The sequence below is a fragment of the Pectobacterium carotovorum genome (assembly GCF_033898505.1).
Lineage (GTDB): Bacteria > Pseudomonadota > Gammaproteobacteria > Enterobacterales > Enterobacteriaceae > Pectobacterium > Pectobacterium carotovorum_J.
The window spans coordinates 197,479-217,432 of the sequence record NZ_JAXAFK010000004.1 but is presented as its reverse complement, the minus strand read 5'-3'; the positions used below and the strand labels follow the sequence as shown (position 1 = coordinate 217,432).

Here is a 19,954-nt window from a genome sequence, read left to right as displayed (position 1 = left end):
TTATCACCAATAACGAGTATAGGGATAAAAATATTCCCTGATTGCGCTATTTATGATCGCCTTCAAAAAACAGTAAAAACAATATGAAACCGGTTGCATATTATTTTTCATCTTGCTTGAATAATAAAAAAACGGACGGTGAGGTGCAGTATGAATAAGATTTTACTCTGTTGCGCAGCAGGAATGTCTACCAGCATGCTGGTACAGCGGATGGAAAAGGTCGCCGAGCAAAAGGCGATCGCTGTTGAGATAAAAGCCGTAGGTTTTGAAGAGTTTAATGAACTGATTGATCAGTATGACTGTTGCCTTCTTGGCCCGCAAATTAAGTATAAATTACCTGAATTCAAAGCGATAGCTGACGAAAAATCGAAGCCGATTGCGGTCATTAATATGATTGATTACGGCATGATGAATGGGGAGAAAGTCCTTAACGATGCCCTGGCGATGATCGCGTAATATAACGGGAGGAATAATGAGTAAATTAACTGAGTCATTATTCAGCGTTATCGAAAACCGTATTAGCCCGATTGCGGCGAAGCTTTCCAGCCAGCGTCATGTCGTTGCCATTAAAGATGGGTTCATTGCATCAATGCCCTTTTTAATTGTCGGCTCTTTTATGATGTTATTCGCTCATCCGCCTTTTAGTCCGAATAGTGAATGGGCTTTTGCGCAGTGGTGGCTAGGGATGGTGGAACGCCACGGCGAACAAATCATGATGCCCTACAATATGACGATGGGCATTATGGCGGTGTATATCACCAGCGCCATCGCTTATAACCTGGCGCAGAGCTATAAAATGAACGGTTTTATGGCTGCCAGCCTAGCGCTGATGTCGTTTATGGTCGTGGCGGCGCCGCAAATCGACAAAAGCCTACCGGTTGGGTCGCTGGGCGGCGAGGGGATTTTCACCGCGATTATCGTGGCGATCTATTCGACGGAGCTGATGCATTTTTTGCAGAAGCGCAATATTGGTATCCGCCTGCCGGAACAGGTACCGCCGAAAATCCGCCAGTCTTTTGATCTGCTGATCCCGATTCTTGCTATCTTCCTGACGCTTTTCCCGCTTAGCCTGTTTATGCAGAGCCAGTTCGGCATGCTGTTACCGCAGGCGATCATGGCTATCTTTGCGCCGATTATCTCGGCATCCGACTCGCTCCCCGCCATCCTGATCGCGGTGCTGCTCTGCCACCTGCTGTGGTTTGCCGGGATTCACGGTGCCGTTATCGTCGGCGGCATTTTGCAGGCGTTCTGGCTGACCAACTTAGGGATTAATCAGGAAGCGTTTAACGCGGGCGCCCCGATCACCAAAATCTTTATTGAACCCTTCTGGCAGTTCTTCATTACGGTGGGCGGATCGGGGGCGACCATGGGGCTGGTCTTTCTCTATCTGCGCAGCCGTTCTGCTCACCTGCGCTCCATCGGCAAGCTGGCCGTGGTGCCGAGTATGTTCAACATCAATGAACCGGTGATTTTTGGTTCCCCCGTCGTGATGAACCCGCTGCTGTTCATCCCGTTTATTACTGCGCCGCTGGTGAACGCCACCCTTGCCTATATCGCGTTAAAAACCGATTTGGTGCACCGCGTCATTTCTCTTGCGCCCTGGACAACGCCGGGCCCGATTGGCGCAGCCTGGTCTACGGGATGGGACTGGCGTGCGGTAGTGCTGGTGGGGGTACTGATTGTCGTTTCGTCCTTAATCTATTACCCCTTCTTCAAAATGTATGAACGTCAGTTGATCGAACAAGAAGTGGGTACAGCAGAGGAGGCCGTGAGTGATGCGCGATGAAACCATGCTTGATGAAACGACAGTAATGGAACTGATTATCTATGCGGGAGAGGCACGTTCCAGCTCAATGGAGGCGCTGAGCGCTGCCAGAAAATATGACTGGGACAAGGCCGACGAACTGCTGAACACGGCTTCCGTTGCGGCGCGCAAAGCCCATCAAATCCAGACGGCCCTGATTGGTGCCGACGAGGGCAGCGGGAAAATCCCGGTCAACCTGATTCTGGTTCACGCGCAAGATCACCTGATGAACGCGATGCTATGCCGTGAATTGGTGGAGGAGTTGATTCAACTGCATCGGGAAATCTCCACCCTGAAACAGTCTATTCATTAAACACGCCACCCATTAAACCGCTTATAAATTAATAACATGTAAATCTGAACTAACGAAAAGGAAACAAGATGTCTGTTCAACAATTACCGAAAGACTTTCTGTGGGGCGGCGCGGTAGCGGCGCATCAAGTTGAAGGTGGTTGGGATCAAGGCGGCAAAGGCGTCAGCATTTGCGATGTCCTGTCCGGCGGTGCCCACGGCGTTGACCGTGTGATTACCGATGGCGTACAGCCTGGTGTCAGTTATCCGAATCATCAGGCGGTGGAGTTCTATTCCCACTATAAGCAGGATGTTGCACTGTTCGCCGAAATGGGCTTCAAATGCTTCCGTACCTCGATTGCCTGGACGCGTATTTTCCCCAATGGCGATGAGCTGGAGCCGAATGAAGCGGGTCTGCAATTCTATGACGACCTGTTCGATGAACTGCTGAAATACAACATCGAGCCAGTGATTACGCTGTCCCACTTCGAGATGCCGCATCATCTGGTTAAGCAGTACGGCGGCTGGCTGAACCGTAAAGTGGTGGATTTCTTTGTTCGCTACAGCGAAGTGGTCATGAAGCGTTACCAGTCCAAAGTGAAATACTGGATGACCTTCAATGAGATCAACAACCAGCGTAACTGGCAGTATCCGCTGTTTGGCTACTGCTGTTCCGGCGTGATTTTTACCGATCACGACAAGCCGGAGCAGGCGATGTACCAAACGCTGCACCATCAGTTTGTCGCCAGTGCGAAAGTGGTGAAGCTGGGTCATGAGATTAACCCGAACTTCAAAATTGGCTGCATGCTGGCGCTGGTACCGATCTATCCGTGGTCATGCCACCCGGATGACGTGATGTTTGCACAGGAAGCGATGCGTGAACGCCACCTGTTCGGTGATGTGCAACTGCGTGGTTACTACCCGTCTTACATCCTGAAAGAGTGGGCGAGAAAAGGCTATCAGATTGATATGCAGCCGGAAGACGAACAGACGCTGCGCGAAGGCTGCACGGACTATCTGGGCTTCAGCTACTACATGAGCAGCGCGGTGCAGCTGGCGGCAAAAGGCCAGAAAAAAGAAGATGCGATTACGGGCTTTGACGGTGGCGTGAAAAACCCGCACGTGAAGGCATCGGAGTGGGGCTGGCAGATCGACCCGGTTGGCCTGCGCTATACGCTGAACAGCTTCTACGAGCGTTATCAGAAACCGATGTTCATCGTCGAAAACGGCTTTGGCGCGGTAGACAAGGTGGAAGCCGACGGCAGCATTAGCGACGATTATCGCATCGAGTACCTCAAAGCGCATATCGATCAGATGAAGAAAGCCGTCGTGGAAGATGGCGTGGAGCTGATGGGCTATACCCCGTGGGGCTGCATCGACTGCGTGTCGTTCACCACCGGTCAGTACAGCAAACGCTACGGTTTCATCTACGTGGATAAACACGACGATGGCACCGGCACCTTCAAACGCTCGAAGAAAAAGAGCTTTGACTGGTATAAGAAGGTGATCGCCAGCAACGGCGCCGAACTATAACGGCGATTGCAGGAAACGTTGGTCACAGGGCCGTGCTTAACCGCACGGCTTTTTACGTTGTGCGTCATACGCCTGTCACCCTGCTGTATTTCACTAACGACTTCATCGCTGAATCGCGTTAGCATGAAAACAGATAACTTGATGCTGGAAAAACTATGTCTGTAAAACTGATCGCTATTGATATGGACGGGACGTTGCTGACGCCCCAAAATCAAATTTCACCTACGGTAAAAGCCGCGATTGCCGCTGCCAGAGAGAAAGGCGTGCAGGTGGTGCTGGCTACCGGCCGCCCCTATATCGGCGTCGAACGCTATTTGATGGAGCTGGATTTGCAGCAGGAAGGCTGTTACTGCATCACCAACAACGGCGCGCTGGTGCAGCGTACGATCAACGGTGACTGCGTAGCGCAAACCGCGCTGAGTTTCGACGATTATCTCTATTTCGAAGCTCTGGCCGGCAAACTGGGCACCCATTTTCACGCGTTGGACTTCAATTTCGTCTATACCGCCAATAAAGACATCAGTCCTTACACTATTCACGAATCCCACCTGACCGGAATGCCGTTGAAGTATCGCGCGGTTGAGGAAATGGATTGCAGCCTGACGTTCCCGAAAGTGATGATGATTGATGAGCCAGAGATATTGGATCGTGCCATCAGCCAGATTCCACCGGAAGCCTTTGAACGCTACACCATCATGAAGAGCGCCGAATACTATCTGGAAATTTTGGATAAGCGCGTCAACAAAGGTGAAGGCGTGAAGATGCTGGCGGAGCACCTCGGTATTCCACGCGAAAGCGTCATGACGCTAGGTGACCAGCAGAACGATCTGGCGATGATTCGCTATGCGGGCATCGGCGTAGCGATGGGCAACGCCATCGACGAAGTGAAAGAAGCCAGCCAGTTCGTCACCAAAAGCAACACGGAAGACGGCGTCGCTTATGCGATCGAGAAATTTGTGCTGAATGCCTGATTATTTACAGATAAAGCCGAATAGCCATCAACGATGGCTATTTTTATTTAAAATAATAACCTTGATATTTATTTTTTATAAATCTATTTCCTGATAGTCATTATTTAATAAATACATTAATAAAAATAACGACTTTGGCTGGAAATTATTTTAATTCCAGACTATCCGCTATTTTTTCTTTCATAACCTGAGTGATGTGATTCACCACCTGGCTGCGGGGGATTTGGGGTGGGTAAACCGCGCAATACGCCATTTTTATATCAGGATTGAAAGGCTTAACGATAACCGGGGAAGGGCTGTTCAGGGCGGTAATAAAATCTACCACGCCGATACCGACGTTTCTTGACGCCAGCACGCAGCAGTTAGCCATCGAGGTTTCGATGGGGTTATGCAAATAGATTTGTTCTTTTCTGGCGGAAATATCAATCTGCGCCCGCAGCGGTGTGGTTCTGCCGGGCAGAATGGCGCGCGTGCCAGCCAGATCGGCGAGTGTAATTTCATCCGCCGTGGCAAGCGGGTGATCCACCGCTAACACCGCGACAGCACTGGCGTCAGCCAGTGGTTCGGCTTCCAGCCCTTTGATGCCGGGCTGGCCAAAAATAAAGCCCACGTCATAGTGATTTTCAGCAATCGCGTCCGTAATACGGCTGCTGCTTTCGATATCCAGAAACAGGGAAAGATCGGGGTATTTCTTGAGTAAGGTAGGGAGAACCTGGTCGGAACACAGGAACGAGAGCGCCTGAACGGCGGCGATGCGCAGTACGCTGCCTTTGGCGTGGCGAATTTCGTCGGCAATCAGCCCGATTTGATCCAACCCTAAGTAAAGACGTTCGACTTCCCGGTACAGCTTCATCGCCTCGGCGCGTGGAATCAGACCGCGTCCGTCTCTATCAAAGAGCTTCAGATTCAGTGCGTCTTCAAAGTCTTTAATGAGCCGACTGACTGCGGGCTGGGTGATGTACATCATGTTGGCGGCAGCGGTGATGCCTCCGGTGAGGATGACTTTATGAAAGGCTTCAACCTGGCGGGGATTGATACGCATGCTCGTCACCTTAAAACATAACATTTAGTTATCAATTTAACACAAAATGCAATTTTTCATTATCCAATCTGGCGCATAGACTCAGAATCATAAGATTTAATACACTTCATCAGTACTCAATCATGGAATAGAGGGTTAGTGAATGAAGAAATCAACGCTGGCGTTATTGTTTACCGTTTTATTTTCATCTTCACCTTTGGTTTATAGCGCGGACCTGAATATCGGTTTGGCTTCCTCCACCACATCAATGGATCCGCAGTTTTATGTGAGTGGGGCGAATAGCGCAATGGCGCGCAACATTTTTGACGGTTTGGTTGTACAGGATGAAAAACAGCAGATTGCACCTGCCCTGGCAACCAGTTGGAAAGTGATTGACGACAAGACGTGGGAATTTGTGTTGCGTCCTGGCGTTAAGTTTCACGACGGCAGTGATTTTACGGCTAAAGATGTGATTGCCAGCATTAAACGTATTGCGCTGGCATCAAAAAACAGCCCTAGCTCTTACGCACCTTACGTCAGCGACATTGCTGAAGTAATAGAAGTTAATCCACTAACGGTGCGGATTAAGACAAAAGAGGCTTCGCCGCTGCTGCTGAATAATTTAAGTCGGATTTCGATTTTACCGGCCCGACTTGAGAATGTCCCGACGGAAACGTTGAATTCAGGAAAAGATGTGATTGGTACAGGGCCATTCAAATTTGTTTCCTGGGTGCCGGACGACCGGGTAGTCCTTAGTCGTAATGACGATTACTGGGGAGGAAAAGCAGAGTGGGACAACGTTACTGTCCGTGTATTTAAAAACAGTAGTGCACGTGTAGCAGCAGTATTATCCGGTGATGTGGACATGATCGAAAACGTTCCAACAGCCGACAGCAGTAATATTGAAAAAAATCAGCAGTTAAAAACGATTTCAACACCAGGGAATCGTGTTATTTACCTTCACATGGACCAGCAGCGAGAGGAATCACCGTTCGCCAAAGGTCCTGATGGTAAAAACCCATTACTAAAAAAAGAAGTACGCCAGGCGATGTCTTTAGCTATTAATCGCCAGGCAATCGTCGACCGTGTGATGGAGGGGCAGGCTGTTGTCGCCTCTCAGCTTGTACCGAAGGGGTACCCAGGCTATTCCGCGTCCATTCCTGCGCCGGTTTATAATCCGGAGAAAGCCAAACAGGAACTGGCGGCGGCGGGTTACCCCGACGGCTTCACGCTGACCTTCCACGCGTCGAACGATCGTTATCCTAATGATTCTAAAATTGCTCAGGCCATTGGCCAAATGTTCACACGCGCCGGCATCAAAACCGAAGTCGTTACGATGCCCGGCAGTGTGTACTTCTCACGCGCGTCTCGTCTCGAATTCAGTTTGATTATGGGCGGGGCCGCGATTGAAACCGGGGAAGCTTCTGGTGTGTTGGGGCCATTGTTAGAAACCTTTGGCCCCAATGCAGGACAGGGGAATCGTGGTCGCTATTCCAATCCTGTCTTTGATAAAACGCTGAACGAAGCACGCGTCACGCTGGATGAAACCAAACGTGATGCGCTGCTGGCTGAGGCGATGAACATTGGCATGAACGATCTGGGTGTCATTCCGGTCATGTTCCTGTCCAACACCTGGGCGATGAAAAAGCAGTATACCTATGTGGGCCGTTCCGATGCCTACACGCTGCCGTACTTCGTCCGTTCCGCAAAATAGTTACCTTTCAGCGATGACCCAAAAGGGGTGAGGTTTTCACCCCTTATTACCGATAACAAGGAGAGCGGTGTGAATACGTTTAGCGGTGTTTTTCCCTATCTGGTGTCACCCGTCAGGCCCGATGGTCAGGTCGATAAGCCCGTTTTGGCGCAGCTCACTGAACATCTGATTCAATGCGGTGTACATGGCGTCGTGCCGTTAGGCAGCACCGGTGAATTTGCCTATCTCTCCGCGGCTCAGCGTCTGGATGTGGTCAAAACGGTGATAGAGACAACGGCAGGCCGCGTGCCGGTTATCGCCGGTGTTGCATCGACAACCATTCAGGATGCTGTTGAGCAAACGAAACGCTACGTCGAACTGGGTGCAGATGGCATTCTGGCGGTACTGGAAGCCTATTTCCCCCTGAAAGACGAGGGCGTCGAACAGTATTTCCGCGCCATTGCCGAAGCCGCACAGGGCAAACCGGTGGTGCTCTACACCAATCCTCAGTTCCAGCGTTCCGATTTAAGTCTGCCCGTCATAGAACGCCTCAGCCATGTTAATAACATCCGCTATATCAAAGACGCCTCGACCAATACCGGGCGCTTGCTTTCCATCATTGAACGTACCCGTGGCCGAATGGACGTGTTCTCCGCATCCGCTCATATTCCCGCCTGCGTCATGCTGATTGGCGGCGTGGGTTGGATGGCTGGCCCGGCCTGTATCGTTCCCAAACAGAGTATTGCTTTGTATGAAGCCGCCCGCGCGGGTGACTGGAACAGAGCAATGGAGCTTCAGCGTCCGCTGTGGCGCATCAATGAAATCTTTGCCCGTTATTCTATTGCCGGCTGTATTAAAGCGGCACTGCAATTGCAGGGATTTGCGGTAGGCGATCCGTTGCCGCCTCAGCTGCCGCTGGATGAAAAGGCGCGTAAGGAGATCGCTGACGTTTTAGCGTCTGTCGATTCCCTTTAACACCAAATAGATTTGTTATTTTTCACGCTGTAGAGGTGTGGGGCTTTCTGCACCTTGAAGTTTGGTTGTACCTATTAAAAAGAGAAAAGGAATCATCAAGGGATGAGCGCGTTACCTATTATTATTGATTGTGATCCAGGGATAGATGACGCGATTGCGTTATTAAGTGCATTTGTGGCGCCAGAGTTGGATATTCGCGGCATTTGCACGGTGTGCGGTAACCAACCGTTGGACAAGACGCTGCGTAATGCGCTGCAAATTGTTGAGCTGGGTCAGCGCACGGATATTCCCGTTTTCGCCGGCTGCCATCGGCCGCTGTTGCGCGACCCTATTCATGGCCAGTTTCACGGTGAAAGCGGACTGGGCCAGACGGTGCTGCCTGTGCCGCAAAAACAGGCCGAAGTGCAGCATGCCGTGAGTTTTATTATTGCGCAGTGCAAGCAGGCGATCGCTGACGGCACGCCGATCACGCTCTGTACGCTAGGGCCGCTAACCAACGTGGCCATGGCGCTGCGTATGGCACCTGAGATTGCTGACGGTATTGCGCGTATTGTGATGATGGGCGGCGCATACCGTGAAGCAGGCAACCGCAGCCTGACGTCTGAATTTAATATGCTCGCCGACCCACAGGCGGCGAAGATAGTGTTTGATTCATCGATTGCCCTTGTCGCGCTACCGCTGGATGTCACGCATCAGGTGATTTTGACGCCGGAATTGGTGGCGCGTTTCATCGCGCTATCCGGGCGGATTTCCGCGCCGTTGGGTGAAATGATGGCGTTTTGGGATCGCAATGACATCCGTCGCTATGGTTCACGCGGCGGCCCGCTACACGATCCGCTGGTCATCGCCTGGGTGCTGGCACCGCACTGCTTTACGACGGAAAAAGCCAGCGTTTACATTGAGCAGGAAAGCGAGCTGTGCATGGGGCAGACCGTTGCCGACTGGTACGGAAAAACTGACCGTCAGCCGAATGTGGATGTGGTGACGGGGGTTGATGCCAAACAGGTTGTCGAGCTGTTTGCTGACCTATTGAGCCGCTATGGAGAGGGTGTCTGACATGGTTCAAGAACGCATTATTATTGATACCGATCCCGGCGTTGACGATGCGATAGCCATCTGGCTGGCATTGGCCTCACCCGAGCTAGACGTTCTGGGGATTACCGTTGTGGCAGGCAATGTGCCGCTTGCCGCCACGTTGCCGAACGCGTGCAACGTAGTGGGGGTGACGGGCAGAACCGATGTGCCCATTTTTGCAGGTGCGTCTCGTCCGCTGATCCGCGATCAGGTTTTCGGTAAATACGCTCATATCGGCAAATTTTCTGCTGACTGGGTGCCGGAGAGCACGCTGTCGCCGGAACAGGAACACGCCGTCGATTTTCTGGTACGGATGACGCGTCAGGCGGCAGCCGACAATAATCCCATCACCATTTGCGCACTTGGCCCGCTGACGAATCTGGCGTTGGCGCTGTGCTTCCATCCTGATGTCGCACGCGGCATCAAACAGATTGTTTCCATGAGCTGTGCCTTTACCGCGATGGGGAATCGCGTACCGTGGGCAGATTTTAACGTCTATGCCGATCCGCATGCGGCGGAGATCGTTTTTTCTTCCGGCGTTCCCCTCGTTATCATGCCGTTGGATGTGACCTTTCAGGCATTAATTCAGACGGAACAGGTTGAGGACATCGAACGCAGCGGCGGCGCGCCGGGTAAGGCGATGGCAGCGCTGTTGCGCATGTTTGACCGTAGTGAAGTCGAGCGCTTTGGTCGTGAAGGTGGACCGATTCATGATGCGGCCGTCATTGCGTGGCTGTTGAAACCGGAGCTGTTCAAATCAAAACGCGCGCGCATCGGAGTAGAAGTTGCCGGTAGAACGGCGGGTTACGCGTTTGCCGATTTTTATCACAAACTGGGTGAACCCGAGAATGCGCTGGTCGCGCGGGAAATCGATGAGCAAGGGTTCCTTGGGCTGATTGCCGATCGCCTGCGCCGCTATTCTCCTGAAGAAACCAATGCTTCTGAAGCACTAAACGGTTCCGGGGGGCGCTAATGATAGCCTACCTGCTGAGCCGAATCGGACAAACGCTGCTGACGCTGGCTGTTATGTCGGTGCTGGTGTTTGTGGGTGTCTATCTGGTCGGTAATCCGGTCGATATGCTGTTGGGTGCGACGGCCACGCCAGCAGAGCGGCTGGCGGTGATTCAGTCCTTCGGTCTGGATAAGCCCGTCTGGGAACAGTACGGGCTATTTGTCTGGAACGCCTTTCAGGGCGACATGGGCAACTCGTTTATCTTTAATCAACCCGCGCTGACGCTGATTTTTCAGCGCATGCCTGCCACGCTCGAACTGGCGATGGTGGCGTTCGTGATGGCGCTGGTTGTCGGTATTCCGCTGGGGATTTACGCTGGCCTGAAGCCAGACAGCGCGGTGTCCAAATCCATTATGACCTTCTCCATCCTCGGCTTTAGCCTGCCCACGTTCTGGATTGGGCTGGTGATGATCATGCTGTTCAGCGTGAAGCTGGGCTGGCTGCCGTCCTCTGGCCGGGGCGATACTCATGAACTGTTCGGTATTCCATTCAGTTTTCTGACCCGCGATGGTTTAGAACACCTGCTTTTGCCCGCGTTTAACCTCGCACTGTTTAAAATATCGCTGGTTATCCGCCTGATGCGTGCGGGCGTGATGGAGTGTCTGCAACAGGATTATGTACAGTTTGCTCGCGCGAAAGGGCTGTCGGAAACCCGAATCGTACTGGTTCATGTGCTGCGCAACACGCTGATTCCACTGATTACCGTGCTGGGGCTGGAGCTGGGATCGCTGATCGCATTTGCCGTCGTTACGGAAACCATTTATGCCTGGCCGGGCATGGGCAAGCTGATTATCGATTCGATCGCCGTGCTCGACCGTCCGGTTATCCTGGCTTATCTGATGATTACCGTCGTGATGTTCAGCGTGATTAACCTGCTGGTCGATTTGCTGTATGTGCTGGTCGATCCGCGCGTGCGGCTCGGAGGAGACAAGGGATGACAGGGAATACGATACACCAGCCCGCCGCCGTGCAAAAAACCGCCCATCCGGTGATGCGCGTGGTGATGGCGCTGATCAACGATCGGCTGGCGCTGTGCGGACTCATTATGCTGGCGGTTTTCGTGCTGCTTGCGCTGCTTGCCCCGCTTCTGTCGCCGCAGAATCCTTACGATCTGATGCAGCTCGATATCATGGATGGCCGACTTGTACCGGGCTCCTCCAGTATGTCGGGCATGACGTATTGGCTGGGAACGGACGACCAGGGGCGCGACCTGTTTAGTGCCATTCTGTACGGTACCCGCATCAGCCTGATGGTGGGATTCACCAGCGCGGTGTTTGCGCTGCTGATTGGCGCTTCGCTGGGCCTGATCAGCGCCTACGTTGGCGGAAAAACGGACGCGACAATCATGCGTATCGTCGATATCCAGCTCAGTTTCCCGCCCATCCTGATCGCGCTGATTCTGCTGGCGGTGCTGGGGCAAGGGGTCGATAAGATCATCATGGCGCTGGTGGTAACGCAGTGGGCTTACTACGCGCGGACGATTCGCGGGTCAGCGCTGGTGGAACGTCGCCGCAGCTACGTGGACGCGGCGCGCAGCATGGCGCTGTCCAATCGCCGCATCCTGTTTCGCCATATTTTACCCAACTGTCTGGCACCGCTGATCGTGGTGGCAACGATGCGCATCGCCTACGCCATCATGCTGGAAGCCACACTTTCATTTCTGGGGATCGGGCTGCCCGTGACGGAACCGTCGCTGGGGCTGCTGATCTCTAACGGTTTTGAATACCTGATGTCGGGCGACTATTGGATCAGCTTCTTTCCGGGGCTGACACTGTTGCTGCTGATTGTGGCGATCAATCTGGTCGGGGATGCGCTGCGCGACATCCTCAACCCGCGGAATTAATCTGTGGGAACGCCCATAGGAATGAGGGGTAACGAACACATGACAGCGCCGATTATGTCCGTTTCGCATCTGACCACAGCCTTTCAGGTGAACGGCGAGTGGATGAACGTGGTGCGGGATTTGTCCTTCACGATTGGCGAGAAAGAGACGGTCGCCGTGGTGGGGGAATCCGGTTCAGGGAAAAGCGTGATGGCGAAATCCATCATGCGCTTGCTGCCGCCCGGCCAAAGCCGTATTGAGGGGCAGATTCATTTCGGCGATACCGAACTGCTGTCGCTCCCCAATAAAGCGATGCAGGATGTGCGCGGCAACCGCATCGGCATGATTTTCCAGGAGCCGATGACCAGCCTGAATCCGGTTTTGCCGATTGGCTACCAGATTACGGAAGTGCTGCGTCGCCATCGCGGCATGGGGAAAGCTGAAGCGCGCGCCGAAGCGGTACGACTGCTGGAAAAAGTACGCATTCCGGCGGCCAGATCACGGCTGAACGAGTACCCGCAGAGCTTTTCTGGTGGGATGCGTCAGCGCGTAGTGATTGCGATTGCGCTGGCCTGCCATCCGAAGCTGTTGATTGCCGATGAACCGACGACGGCATTGGACGTCACAATTCAGGCGCAAATCCTGACGCTGATAAAAACCCTTCAGGAAGAAGAAGGGATGTCGGTGCTGTTTATCACCCACGACATGGGCGTGGTGGCGGAAGTGTCCGACCGCACGCTGGTGATGTATCAGGGTGAAATGGTAGAAAATGCCGTCACGCGAGAAATCTTTCATCATCCGCAACAGCCCTATACCCGCATGCTGCTGTCTGCGGTGCCCAAATTAGGCTCGATGTCCGGCAGCGCATGGCCACAGCGCTTTCCGCTGATCGATCTCAAAACGGGCGAACGCCAGCCGGTGCCGGAGGCGGTGAATACCGTGTCGGGCGAGGAACCGGTGCTGACGGTAAAAAATCTGGTCACCCGATTTGATATCCGATCAGGATTTTTCCGTCGGCTGTCCGGGCGGGTTCATGCGGTGGAAAATGTCTCGTTCGATCTCTGGCCGGGCGAAACGCTCGCGCTGGTTGGGGAATCGGGCTGCGGTAAATCCACCACCGGACGGTCGATTATTCGCCTCAACGACGCCGTCAGCGGCGACATTCAGTTGCTGGGAAAAAATATCCTGACGGCGGATAAGCGTGAGCTGACCGAGTCGCGGCGGCAGATTCAAATGGTGTTTCAGGATCCGTATGAAAGCCTGAATCCGCGTATGCGGATAGGGGAAGCCATCGCCGAACCGATGCTGCTGCACGGTCTGGCGACCCGCCAGAATGTGAGTGCGCGAGTGAGCGAACTGCTGGAACAGGTAGGGTTATCCGGCGATATGGCTTCGCGTTTCCCGCATCAGTTCTCCGGCGGGCAACGGCAGCGAGTGTGTATTGCGCGTGCGCTGGCGCTGGAGCCGAAAGTGATTATTGCCGATGAATCGGTGTCGGCGCTGGATGTGTCCGTTAAGGCGCAGGTGATCAACCTGATGCTGGATCTTCAGCAGAAGCTGGGGCTGTCATTCCTGTTTATCTCGCACGATATGGCCGTTGTCGAGCGTATCAGCCACCGCGTAGCGGTGATGTATCTCGGCGAAATTGTGGAGATCGGGCCACGTTCGGCGATCTTCGACAATCCGCAGCATGATTACACCCGGCGTCTGATTTCAGCCGTGCCCGTGCCTGACCCAGACACCCGTCCGGTGCGTAATATCACCAATGATGAATTGCGCAGTCCGGTACGCACCCCAGATTTCCATCCCCCCGCACGCCGCTATAAGCAAGTCGGGGAAGGACATTTTGTACTGGAACAGGCGTAGCTTTACCCTTATCTGACTTTGCCATTAATGGCGGTTCTTTTGCGTGCGCATTGCGTATGGCCTGAACCGCCATTCTTTTTCTTCTTACTCTCTTCCTTACTTTTTCCTCTCTCTTTTCACTGCCGCTGGCGGGCTTTCGTCGCCTTCCAACTTCGCACAGCTCAATTCCTCTGGATGTTGAAATCCGGGGACGCTTGATGTTTCAAAATTGTATCCATTGTCCGTTTTGTGATCCAGATTGTAGTACAACACATGTAAATGGTACTACAATCAGGCCAAGAAAAGAGGGAAGGGTGCGGTTATTGTGCAACAGTTCGGCGACGTCAGGCGGCATGGCGGGTAAAGTAAGTGCAGTGATATCAATCCGTTTTGTCTCGTTGAGGTGATGATGAATAAGCAGGAATTAAGCAAAACCGACCGCATCATTCTGGATATTGGCCAACAGATCGTTGGCGGGAAATACGCGCCGGGTACGCCGCTACCCGCAGAAGCTGAACTGTGTGAAGAATTTCAGACTTCGCGCAACATCATTCGCGAAGTGTTCAGAGCGCTGATGGCGAAAAGACTGGTGGAAGTGAAACGGTATCGCGGCGCGTTTGTAGCCGCACGTAACCAGTGGAATTACCTGGATACCGACGTTCTGCAATGGGTTCTGGCAAGCGACTACGACCCGCGTCTGATCAGCGCGATGAGCGAGGTGCGTAATCTGGTGGAGCCGACAATTGCCCGCTGGGCTGCCGAACGGGCGACCTCAAGCGAGTTGGCGGTGATTGAAGCGGCGCTGAACGACATGATTTCCAACCACCAGAATCGTGACGCGTTTAATGAAGCGGATATTCGCTTCCATGAGGCGGTATTGGCGGCGGTGCACAACCCGGTGCTACAGCAGCTAAGCGTTGCGATCAGCTCGTTGCAGCGTGCGGTGTTTGAGCGCACCTATATGCCGGACGAAGACAACATGCCACGGACATTGCGTGAGCATCAGGATCTCTACGATGCCATTCGGCATCAGGATATTGAAGCAGCAGAGCGGGCGGCGTTGACCATGATCGCCAGCTCGACCAAACGGTTAAAGGACATTACATGAGTGAAAGCTATATCGCCATTGACTGGGGTTCGACCAACCTGCGGGCGTGGCTGTATCTGGACGGCGTCTGTATCGACAGCGTGAAATCTGAAGCGGGCGTCACGCGTTTGAACGGTCAGACGCCGCAGCAGGTTTTTCAGCAGATCGTTGCGCCGTGGCAGCAGCACAACGTGCCTGTCGTGATGGCGGGCATGATTGGCAGCAATGCGGGCTGGCTTTCCGTACCGTATCTGTCATGCCCGACTCGCCTGACGGACGTCGCCCATCGCCTGACGCGTGTGGAAGAAGCCCGTCCACTGGCCGCCTGGATCGTGCCGGGGCTGAGTATTGCGCAGGACGATAATTGCAATGTGATTCGCGGTGAAGAAACCCAGCTGATTGGCGCATATAGCGAATGTCCTTCCTCTCTTTATTTAATGCCGGGAACTCACTCGAAGTGGGTGCGGGCCGATGACAGCAACGTGCTGGATTTCCGTACGGTGATGACCGGCGAACTGCACCACCTGCTGATGACGCAGTCGTTAATTGGCGTGGGGCTGACCGAGCAGCAGCCGTCCCCCGATGCGTTCCAGCAAGGGCTGGCGCTAGGCTTTGCCGACGACAACATCATCCGCTGCCTGTTTGAAACCCGCGCGGCGCATGTGCTGGGGCGTCTGGAGAAAAGTGCCGTGAGCGACTGGCTGTCCGGGCTGCTGATTGGCAACGAAGTCTCACAAATGCAGCGCCACTATCAGGTAGCGGCAGGAGACAGCATCACGCTCATCGGCTCCCCTGCGCTGACCGCACGCTACGAAAAAGCATTACAACAAGCTGGATTGCGCTGGCAGCAGCTGGATGGCGATCGGGCTTTTCAGGCAGGAATAAGGAGCATTGTTAATGAGCTGGAATACTAATCTTCCCTTGATTGCGATTCTGCGCGGTATCACGCCGGATGAGGTGCTGGAACATGTCGCGGCGCTGCTGGATGCCGGATTCGATGCAGTGGAGATCCCGCTGAATTCGCCGAACCCGTATGAAAGTATTCAACTGGCGGTAGAGCATTTTGGCGATCGCGCCCTGATTGGCGCAGGGACGGTACTAAAAGCCGACTATGTCGACAAATTACAGGAAATTGGCAGCAAGTTAGTCGTTACGCCTAACATTTCCCCTGAGGTGATTCGCCGGGCGGTGGGTTACGGCATGACGGTATGCCCAGGCTGTGCCACCGCGACGGAAGCCTTCGTGGCGCTGGAAGCGGGTGCGCAATCGCTGAAAATTTTCCCGTCATCGGCATTTGGGCCGGACTACATCAAGGCGCTGAAAGCGGTATTGCCAAAAGACGTTCCCGTCTTTGCCGTCGGTGGCGTTACGCCAGAGAACCTGAAGGATTACCTTAGTGCAGGCTGCGTCGGTGCCGGGTTAGGCGGCGATCTGTATCGAGCTGGTCAGTCGGTTGACGTCACCGCGCAAAAAGCACATGCATTTGTTAACGCTTATAAGGACGCTGTTCAATGAAAATTACCAAAATCACCACGTACCGGCTGCCGCCACGCTGGATGTTCCTGAAGATTGAAACCGATGAAGGCATTGTCGGCTGGGGCGAACCGGTTATCGAAGGCCGCGCACGTACGGTTGAAGCTGCCGTTCACGAGCTGTCTGACTATCTGATCGGGCAAGACCCGGCACGCATCAACGACATCTGGCAGGTGCTTTACCGCGCGGGATTCTACCGCGGCGGCCCGATCCTGATGAGTGCGATCGCCGGTATTGACCAGGCATTGTGGGACATCAAAGGCAAGGCGCTGGGTGTACCGGTTTATCAGTTACTGGGTGGGCTGGTGCGCGATAAGATCAAAGCGTACAGCTGGGTGGGCGGCGACCGTCCTTCCGAAGTGATTGCAGGCATCAAGAAGCTGACCGACATTGGCTTCGATACCTTCAAGCTGAACGGCTGTGAAGAGATGGGCATCATTGATAACTCGCGCAAAGTGGATGCGGCGGTGGCCGTGGTTGCGGAAATCCGCGAAGCCTTTGGTAACAGCATCGAATTCGGTCTGGATTTCCACGGTCGTGTGGATGCGCCGATGGCGAAAATCCTGATAAAAGAGCTGGAGCCGTACCGTCCGCTGTTTATTGAAGAACCGGTGCTGGCTGAACAGGCGGAATACTATCCTCGTCTGGCGGCGCAAACCCACCTGCCGATTGCAGCGGGCGAGCGTATGTTCTCACGCTTTGATTTCAAACGCGTACTGGCAGACGGCGGACTGGCCATTATTCAGCCTGACCTGTCTCACGCGGGCGGTATTACCGAGTGCTTTAAAATTGCCGCTATGGCGGAAGCCTATGATGTTGCGCTGGCACCACACTGTCCATTAGGTCCAATTGCACTGGCTTCCTGTTTACATCTCGACTTTGTGGCGCGTAATGCCGTATTCCAGGAGCAAAGTATGGGCATCCATTATAATAAAGGTGCCGAGCTGTTGGATTATGTTGTCAATAAAGAAGACTTTGCTATGACCGACGGCCATTTCTATCCGCTGAATAAGCCTGGCCTCGGTGTGGAAATTAATGAAGAGCTGGTTATTGAACGCAGTAAAAATGCGCCAGACTGGCGCAACCCGGTGTGGCGTTATCCTGACGGTGCCGTCGCCGAGTGGTAATACGCGTCATGTCTCAAGCAATATGGGAATTGAATGACCGTTAAAACATAACGCATTTCCCCCGGCGAAATAAAATAGAGCAATCATGGATTATCACGAACTCAATGATTTCGTGAGGGATTACTATTTATTGGTGTCGGGGGAATTAATCTTCCATTTATCATGATTCATCACCGGGGTTATTAAAAATAAAACGCCATTATCAATAAAGGAATGTATTGACTGTGCGCGGTTATTTATTTCATTAGAAAAAATAAAGCATACCAACTGCTGGTGTTGTTGAACGTTCAAAAATAGCGGGCGATAAATATCGCAGCCCGTTTAATAAATAACAGGAACATAAGATGGATATGACATTAACTACCCGTCCTACAAAACGGCGTTATTTCACCTTGCTGATGATTTTTATTACGGTCGTCATCTGCTATGTGGATCGGGCCAACCTGGCTGTGGCGTCGGCACATATTCAGGAAGAGTTCGGCATTACAAAAACACAAATGGGCTATATCTTTTCCGCGTTTGCCTGGACCTATACGTTATGCCAAATACCCGGCGGCTGGTTCCTTGACCGCGTCGGTTCAAAGGTCACCTATTTTATCGCCATCATGGGATGGTCGATTGCCACATTGCTGCAAGGTTTCGCTACCGGTCTGGCATCGTTGATTGGTTTACGCGCCGTGACCGGGCTGTTTGAAGCGCCTGCATTTCCGACGAATAACCGCATGGTGACCAGTTGGTTCCCTGAGCAAGAACGCGCTTCCGCCGTCGGATTCTATACGTCAGGACAGTTCGTTGGTCTGGCATTTCTTACGCCATTGCTTATCTGGTTGCAGGAAATCCTGAGCTGGCACTGGGTGTTCATTGTTACCGGCGGCGTCGGTATTGTCTGGGCAATTATCTGGCACTTTGTTTATCAGCCACCGAAGAAAAGCAAAGGGATCAATCAGGCCGAGCTGGATTACATTGCCGAAGGCGGCGGTATTGTTGATGGCGATGCGCCGAGTGAGAAAAAAGCGCGTACGCCGTTGACGGCGGCCGACTGGAAGCTGGTGTTTAACCGCAAACTGGTGGGCGTGTATATCGGGCAGTTTGCCGTGACCTCTACGCTGTGGTTCTTCCTGACGTGGTTCCCGAACTACCTGACGCAGGAAAAACAGATTAGCGCACTGACAGCTGGCTTTATGACGACAGTGCCTTTCCTGGCGGCGTTCGTTGGCGTGCTGCTGTCCGGGTTTGTGGCGGACCGTCTGGTGCGTAGCGGAAAATCGATCGGTCTGGCGCGTAAAACGCCAATTATCTGCGGCCTGTTGATTTCAACCTGCATCATGGGGGCGAACTATACCAACGATCCGGTATGGATTATGACGCTGATGGCGCTGGCGTTCTTTGGCAATGGCTTTGCTTCTATCACCTGGTCACTGGTGTCGTCGCTGGCGCCGATTCGCCTGATTGGTCTGACGGGGGGCGTGTTCAACTTTGTCGGCGGTCTGGGTGGTATCACGGTGCCATTGATTATTGGCTATCTGGCGCAGGATTACGGTTTTGCTCCGGCGCTGACCTACATTGCTGGCGTAGCGCTGGTTGGCGCACTCTCTTACATCTTACTGGTGGGCGAAGTGAAGCGTGTAGGGTAATTCATCTGGGTGTTTAGGGCTCGGGCGAAAGCCATAAAAAAACGGACTTTCCTCTTTGGTGAGGAAAGTCCGTTTAATTTTTTGATTGTTTATCAGCAGCCATTATTTATAGATAACGGCGACGCCGCGCAGTTGGTTGTCACCCGTGGCAGACGTGATAGTGAAGGCGCTGGCACCGGCTTTTTCTGCTTTCTGAGCCAGCTGTGCTTGCAGTGAATCCAGGCTACGAGCAGTAGCGCTAACGATACCCACTTTTTCCAGACTTTGTGCCTGCTGTGAAGAGACCTGTTCGGCAGCGAAAGCACCAAAAGACAGGGTAGAAAGTACGACAGCAGCGGCGAAGAATTTTACGTTTTTCATGTGATGTATCCTGTTCAATGTTGTTTGGAGTGAAAGGTCATTTCCTTTCGATGAAGAGGATATTACGCCGATGCAGATGGAAGGGAAAACGGGGTGTTTTGAGAATATTAGTCAATATTTTTGATGTTAAATCTGGCGATAAGATACACAGTCTCGATCGCCAGAATGACGG

The 19,954-nt window shown here is 53.1% G+C and carries 19 protein-coding genes; 17 read left to right on the top strand and 2 right to left on the bottom strand.

What is annotated here, in order from left to right:
- Positions 1–150 precede the first annotated feature (150 nt).
- From R9X49_RS18070 to yidA, 5 genes are all read left to right on the top strand, one after another.
- Complete coding sequence (locus R9X49_RS18070; protein ID WP_319849732.1) at positions 151–456, top strand: PTS sugar transporter subunit IIB; 306 nt, start codon at positions 151–153, stop codon at positions 454–456.
- A gap of 16 nt (positions 457–472) precedes the next feature.
- Positions 473–1,786 (top strand): PTS sugar transporter subunit IIC, encoded by a 1,314-nt coding sequence (locus R9X49_RS18065; RefSeq protein WP_319849731.1) that lies wholly within the window; start codon positions 473–475, stop codon positions 1,784–1,786.
- Positions 1,776–2,117, top strand: coding sequence for a PTS lactose/cellobiose transporter subunit IIA (locus tag R9X49_RS18060; protein WP_413775898.1), 342 nt, complete (start codon positions 1,776–1,778; stop codon positions 2,115–2,117). Before R9X49_RS18065 ends, R9X49_RS18060 begins: the two co-directional genes overlap by 11 nt.
- A 68-nt stretch (positions 2,118–2,185) precedes the next feature.
- Positions 2,186–3,628, top strand: a complete 1,443-nt coding sequence (locus R9X49_RS18055; protein WP_319849729.1) for a 6-phospho-beta-glucosidase — start codon at positions 2,186–2,188, stop codon at positions 3,626–3,628.
- Between the two features lie 155 nt (positions 3,629–3,783).
- Positions 3,784–4,599, top strand: coding sequence for a sugar-phosphatase (gene yidA / locus R9X49_RS18050; RefSeq protein ID WP_319849728.1), 816 nt, complete (start codon positions 3,784–3,786; stop codon positions 4,597–4,599).
- Positions 4,600–4,744: 145 nt separating this feature from the next.
- On the opposite strand, the gene R9X49_RS18045 is transcribed toward yidA, so the two are convergent.
- The gene (locus R9X49_RS18045; protein ID WP_319849727.1) at positions 4,745–5,641 is read right to left on the bottom strand and encodes a LysR family transcriptional regulator; all 897 of its coding nucleotides are present in this window, start codon (positions 5,639–5,641) and stop codon (positions 4,745–4,747) included.
- Positions 5,642–5,783: 142 nt separating this feature from the next.
- Between R9X49_RS18045 and R9X49_RS18040 the strand changes: the two genes are divergently transcribed.
- The 12 genes from R9X49_RS18040 to R9X49_RS17985 all read left to right on the top strand — a co-directional run bounded on the left by R9X49_RS18040 (position 5,784) and on the right by R9X49_RS17985 (position 19,422).
- Positions 5,784–7,334 carry an ABC transporter substrate-binding protein gene (locus R9X49_RS18040; protein ID WP_319849726.1) on the top strand — a complete coding sequence of 517 codons (1,551 nt, stop codon included), beginning with the start codon at positions 5,784–5,786 and terminating at the stop codon, positions 7,332–7,334.
- A 69-nt stretch (positions 7,335–7,403) separates the two neighbouring features.
- Positions 7,404–8,288 carry a dihydrodipicolinate synthase family protein gene (locus R9X49_RS18035; RefSeq protein WP_319849725.1) on the top strand — a complete coding sequence of 295 codons (885 nt, stop codon included), beginning with the start codon at positions 7,404–7,406 and terminating at the stop codon, positions 8,286–8,288.
- Positions 8,289–8,390: 102 nt separating this feature from the next.
- The gene (locus R9X49_RS18030; protein ID WP_319849724.1) at positions 8,391–9,344 is read left to right on the top strand and encodes a nucleoside hydrolase; all 954 of its coding nucleotides are present in this window, start codon (positions 8,391–8,393) and stop codon (positions 9,342–9,344) included.
- A 1-nt stretch (position 9,345) separates the two neighbouring features.
- Positions 9,346–10,335, top strand: coding sequence for a nucleoside hydrolase (locus R9X49_RS18025; protein ID WP_319849723.1), 990 nt, complete (start codon positions 9,346–9,348; stop codon positions 10,333–10,335).
- Positions 10,335–11,312: an ABC transporter permease gene (locus tag R9X49_RS18020; protein ID WP_319849722.1), complete on the top strand. Its 978-nt coding sequence runs from the start codon at positions 10,335–10,337 to the stop codon at positions 11,310–11,312. The genes R9X49_RS18025 and R9X49_RS18020 overlap by 1 nt, the downstream gene beginning before the upstream one ends.
- A complete protein-coding gene (locus tag R9X49_RS18015) occupies positions 11,309–12,217 on the top strand; it encodes an ABC transporter permease (protein ID WP_319849721.1) in 909 nt (302 codons plus the stop codon). Before R9X49_RS18020 ends, R9X49_RS18015 begins: the two co-directional genes overlap by 4 nt.
- 39 nt (positions 12,218–12,256) lie before the next feature.
- Positions 12,257–14,062: an ABC transporter ATP-binding protein gene (locus tag R9X49_RS18010; protein WP_319849720.1), complete on the top strand. Its 1,806-nt coding sequence runs from the start codon at positions 12,257–12,259 to the stop codon at positions 14,060–14,062.
- Between the two features lie 388 nt (positions 14,063–14,450).
- Positions 14,451–15,149: a D-galactonate utilization transcriptional regulator DgoR gene (gene dgoR, locus R9X49_RS18005; RefSeq protein WP_005976717.1), complete on the top strand. Its 699-nt coding sequence runs from the start codon at positions 14,451–14,453 to the stop codon at positions 15,147–15,149.
- Entirely contained in the window at positions 15,146–16,042 is an 897-nt protein-coding gene (locus R9X49_RS18000; RefSeq protein ID WP_319849718.1) for a 2-dehydro-3-deoxygalactonokinase, read from the top strand. The genes dgoR and R9X49_RS18000 overlap by 4 nt, the downstream gene beginning before the upstream one ends.
- Positions 16,026–16,643, top strand: a complete 618-nt coding sequence (locus R9X49_RS17995) for a 2-dehydro-3-deoxy-6-phosphogalactonate aldolase (RefSeq protein ID WP_233972207.1) — start codon at positions 16,026–16,028, stop codon at positions 16,641–16,643. Before R9X49_RS18000 ends, R9X49_RS17995 begins: the two co-directional genes overlap by 17 nt.
- Entirely contained in the window at positions 16,640–17,788 is a 1,149-nt protein-coding gene (gene dgoD / locus R9X49_RS17990) for a galactonate dehydratase (protein ID WP_319849716.1), read from the top strand. Before R9X49_RS17995 ends, dgoD begins: the two co-directional genes overlap by 4 nt.
- Before the next feature lie 344 nt (positions 17,789–18,132).
- Positions 18,133–19,422, top strand: a complete 1,290-nt coding sequence (locus R9X49_RS17985; protein ID WP_319849715.1) for an MFS transporter — start codon at positions 18,133–18,135, stop codon at positions 19,420–19,422.
- A gap of 102 nt (positions 19,423–19,524) precedes the next feature.
- Here the strand turns inward: R9X49_RS17985 and bhsA are convergent, their stop codons facing one another.
- Positions 19,525–19,782: a multiple stress resistance protein BhsA gene (gene bhsA / locus R9X49_RS17980; protein ID WP_319849714.1), complete on the bottom strand. Its 258-nt coding sequence runs from the start codon at positions 19,780–19,782 to the stop codon at positions 19,525–19,527.
- Between the last annotated feature and the right edge of the window lie 172 nt (positions 19,783–19,954).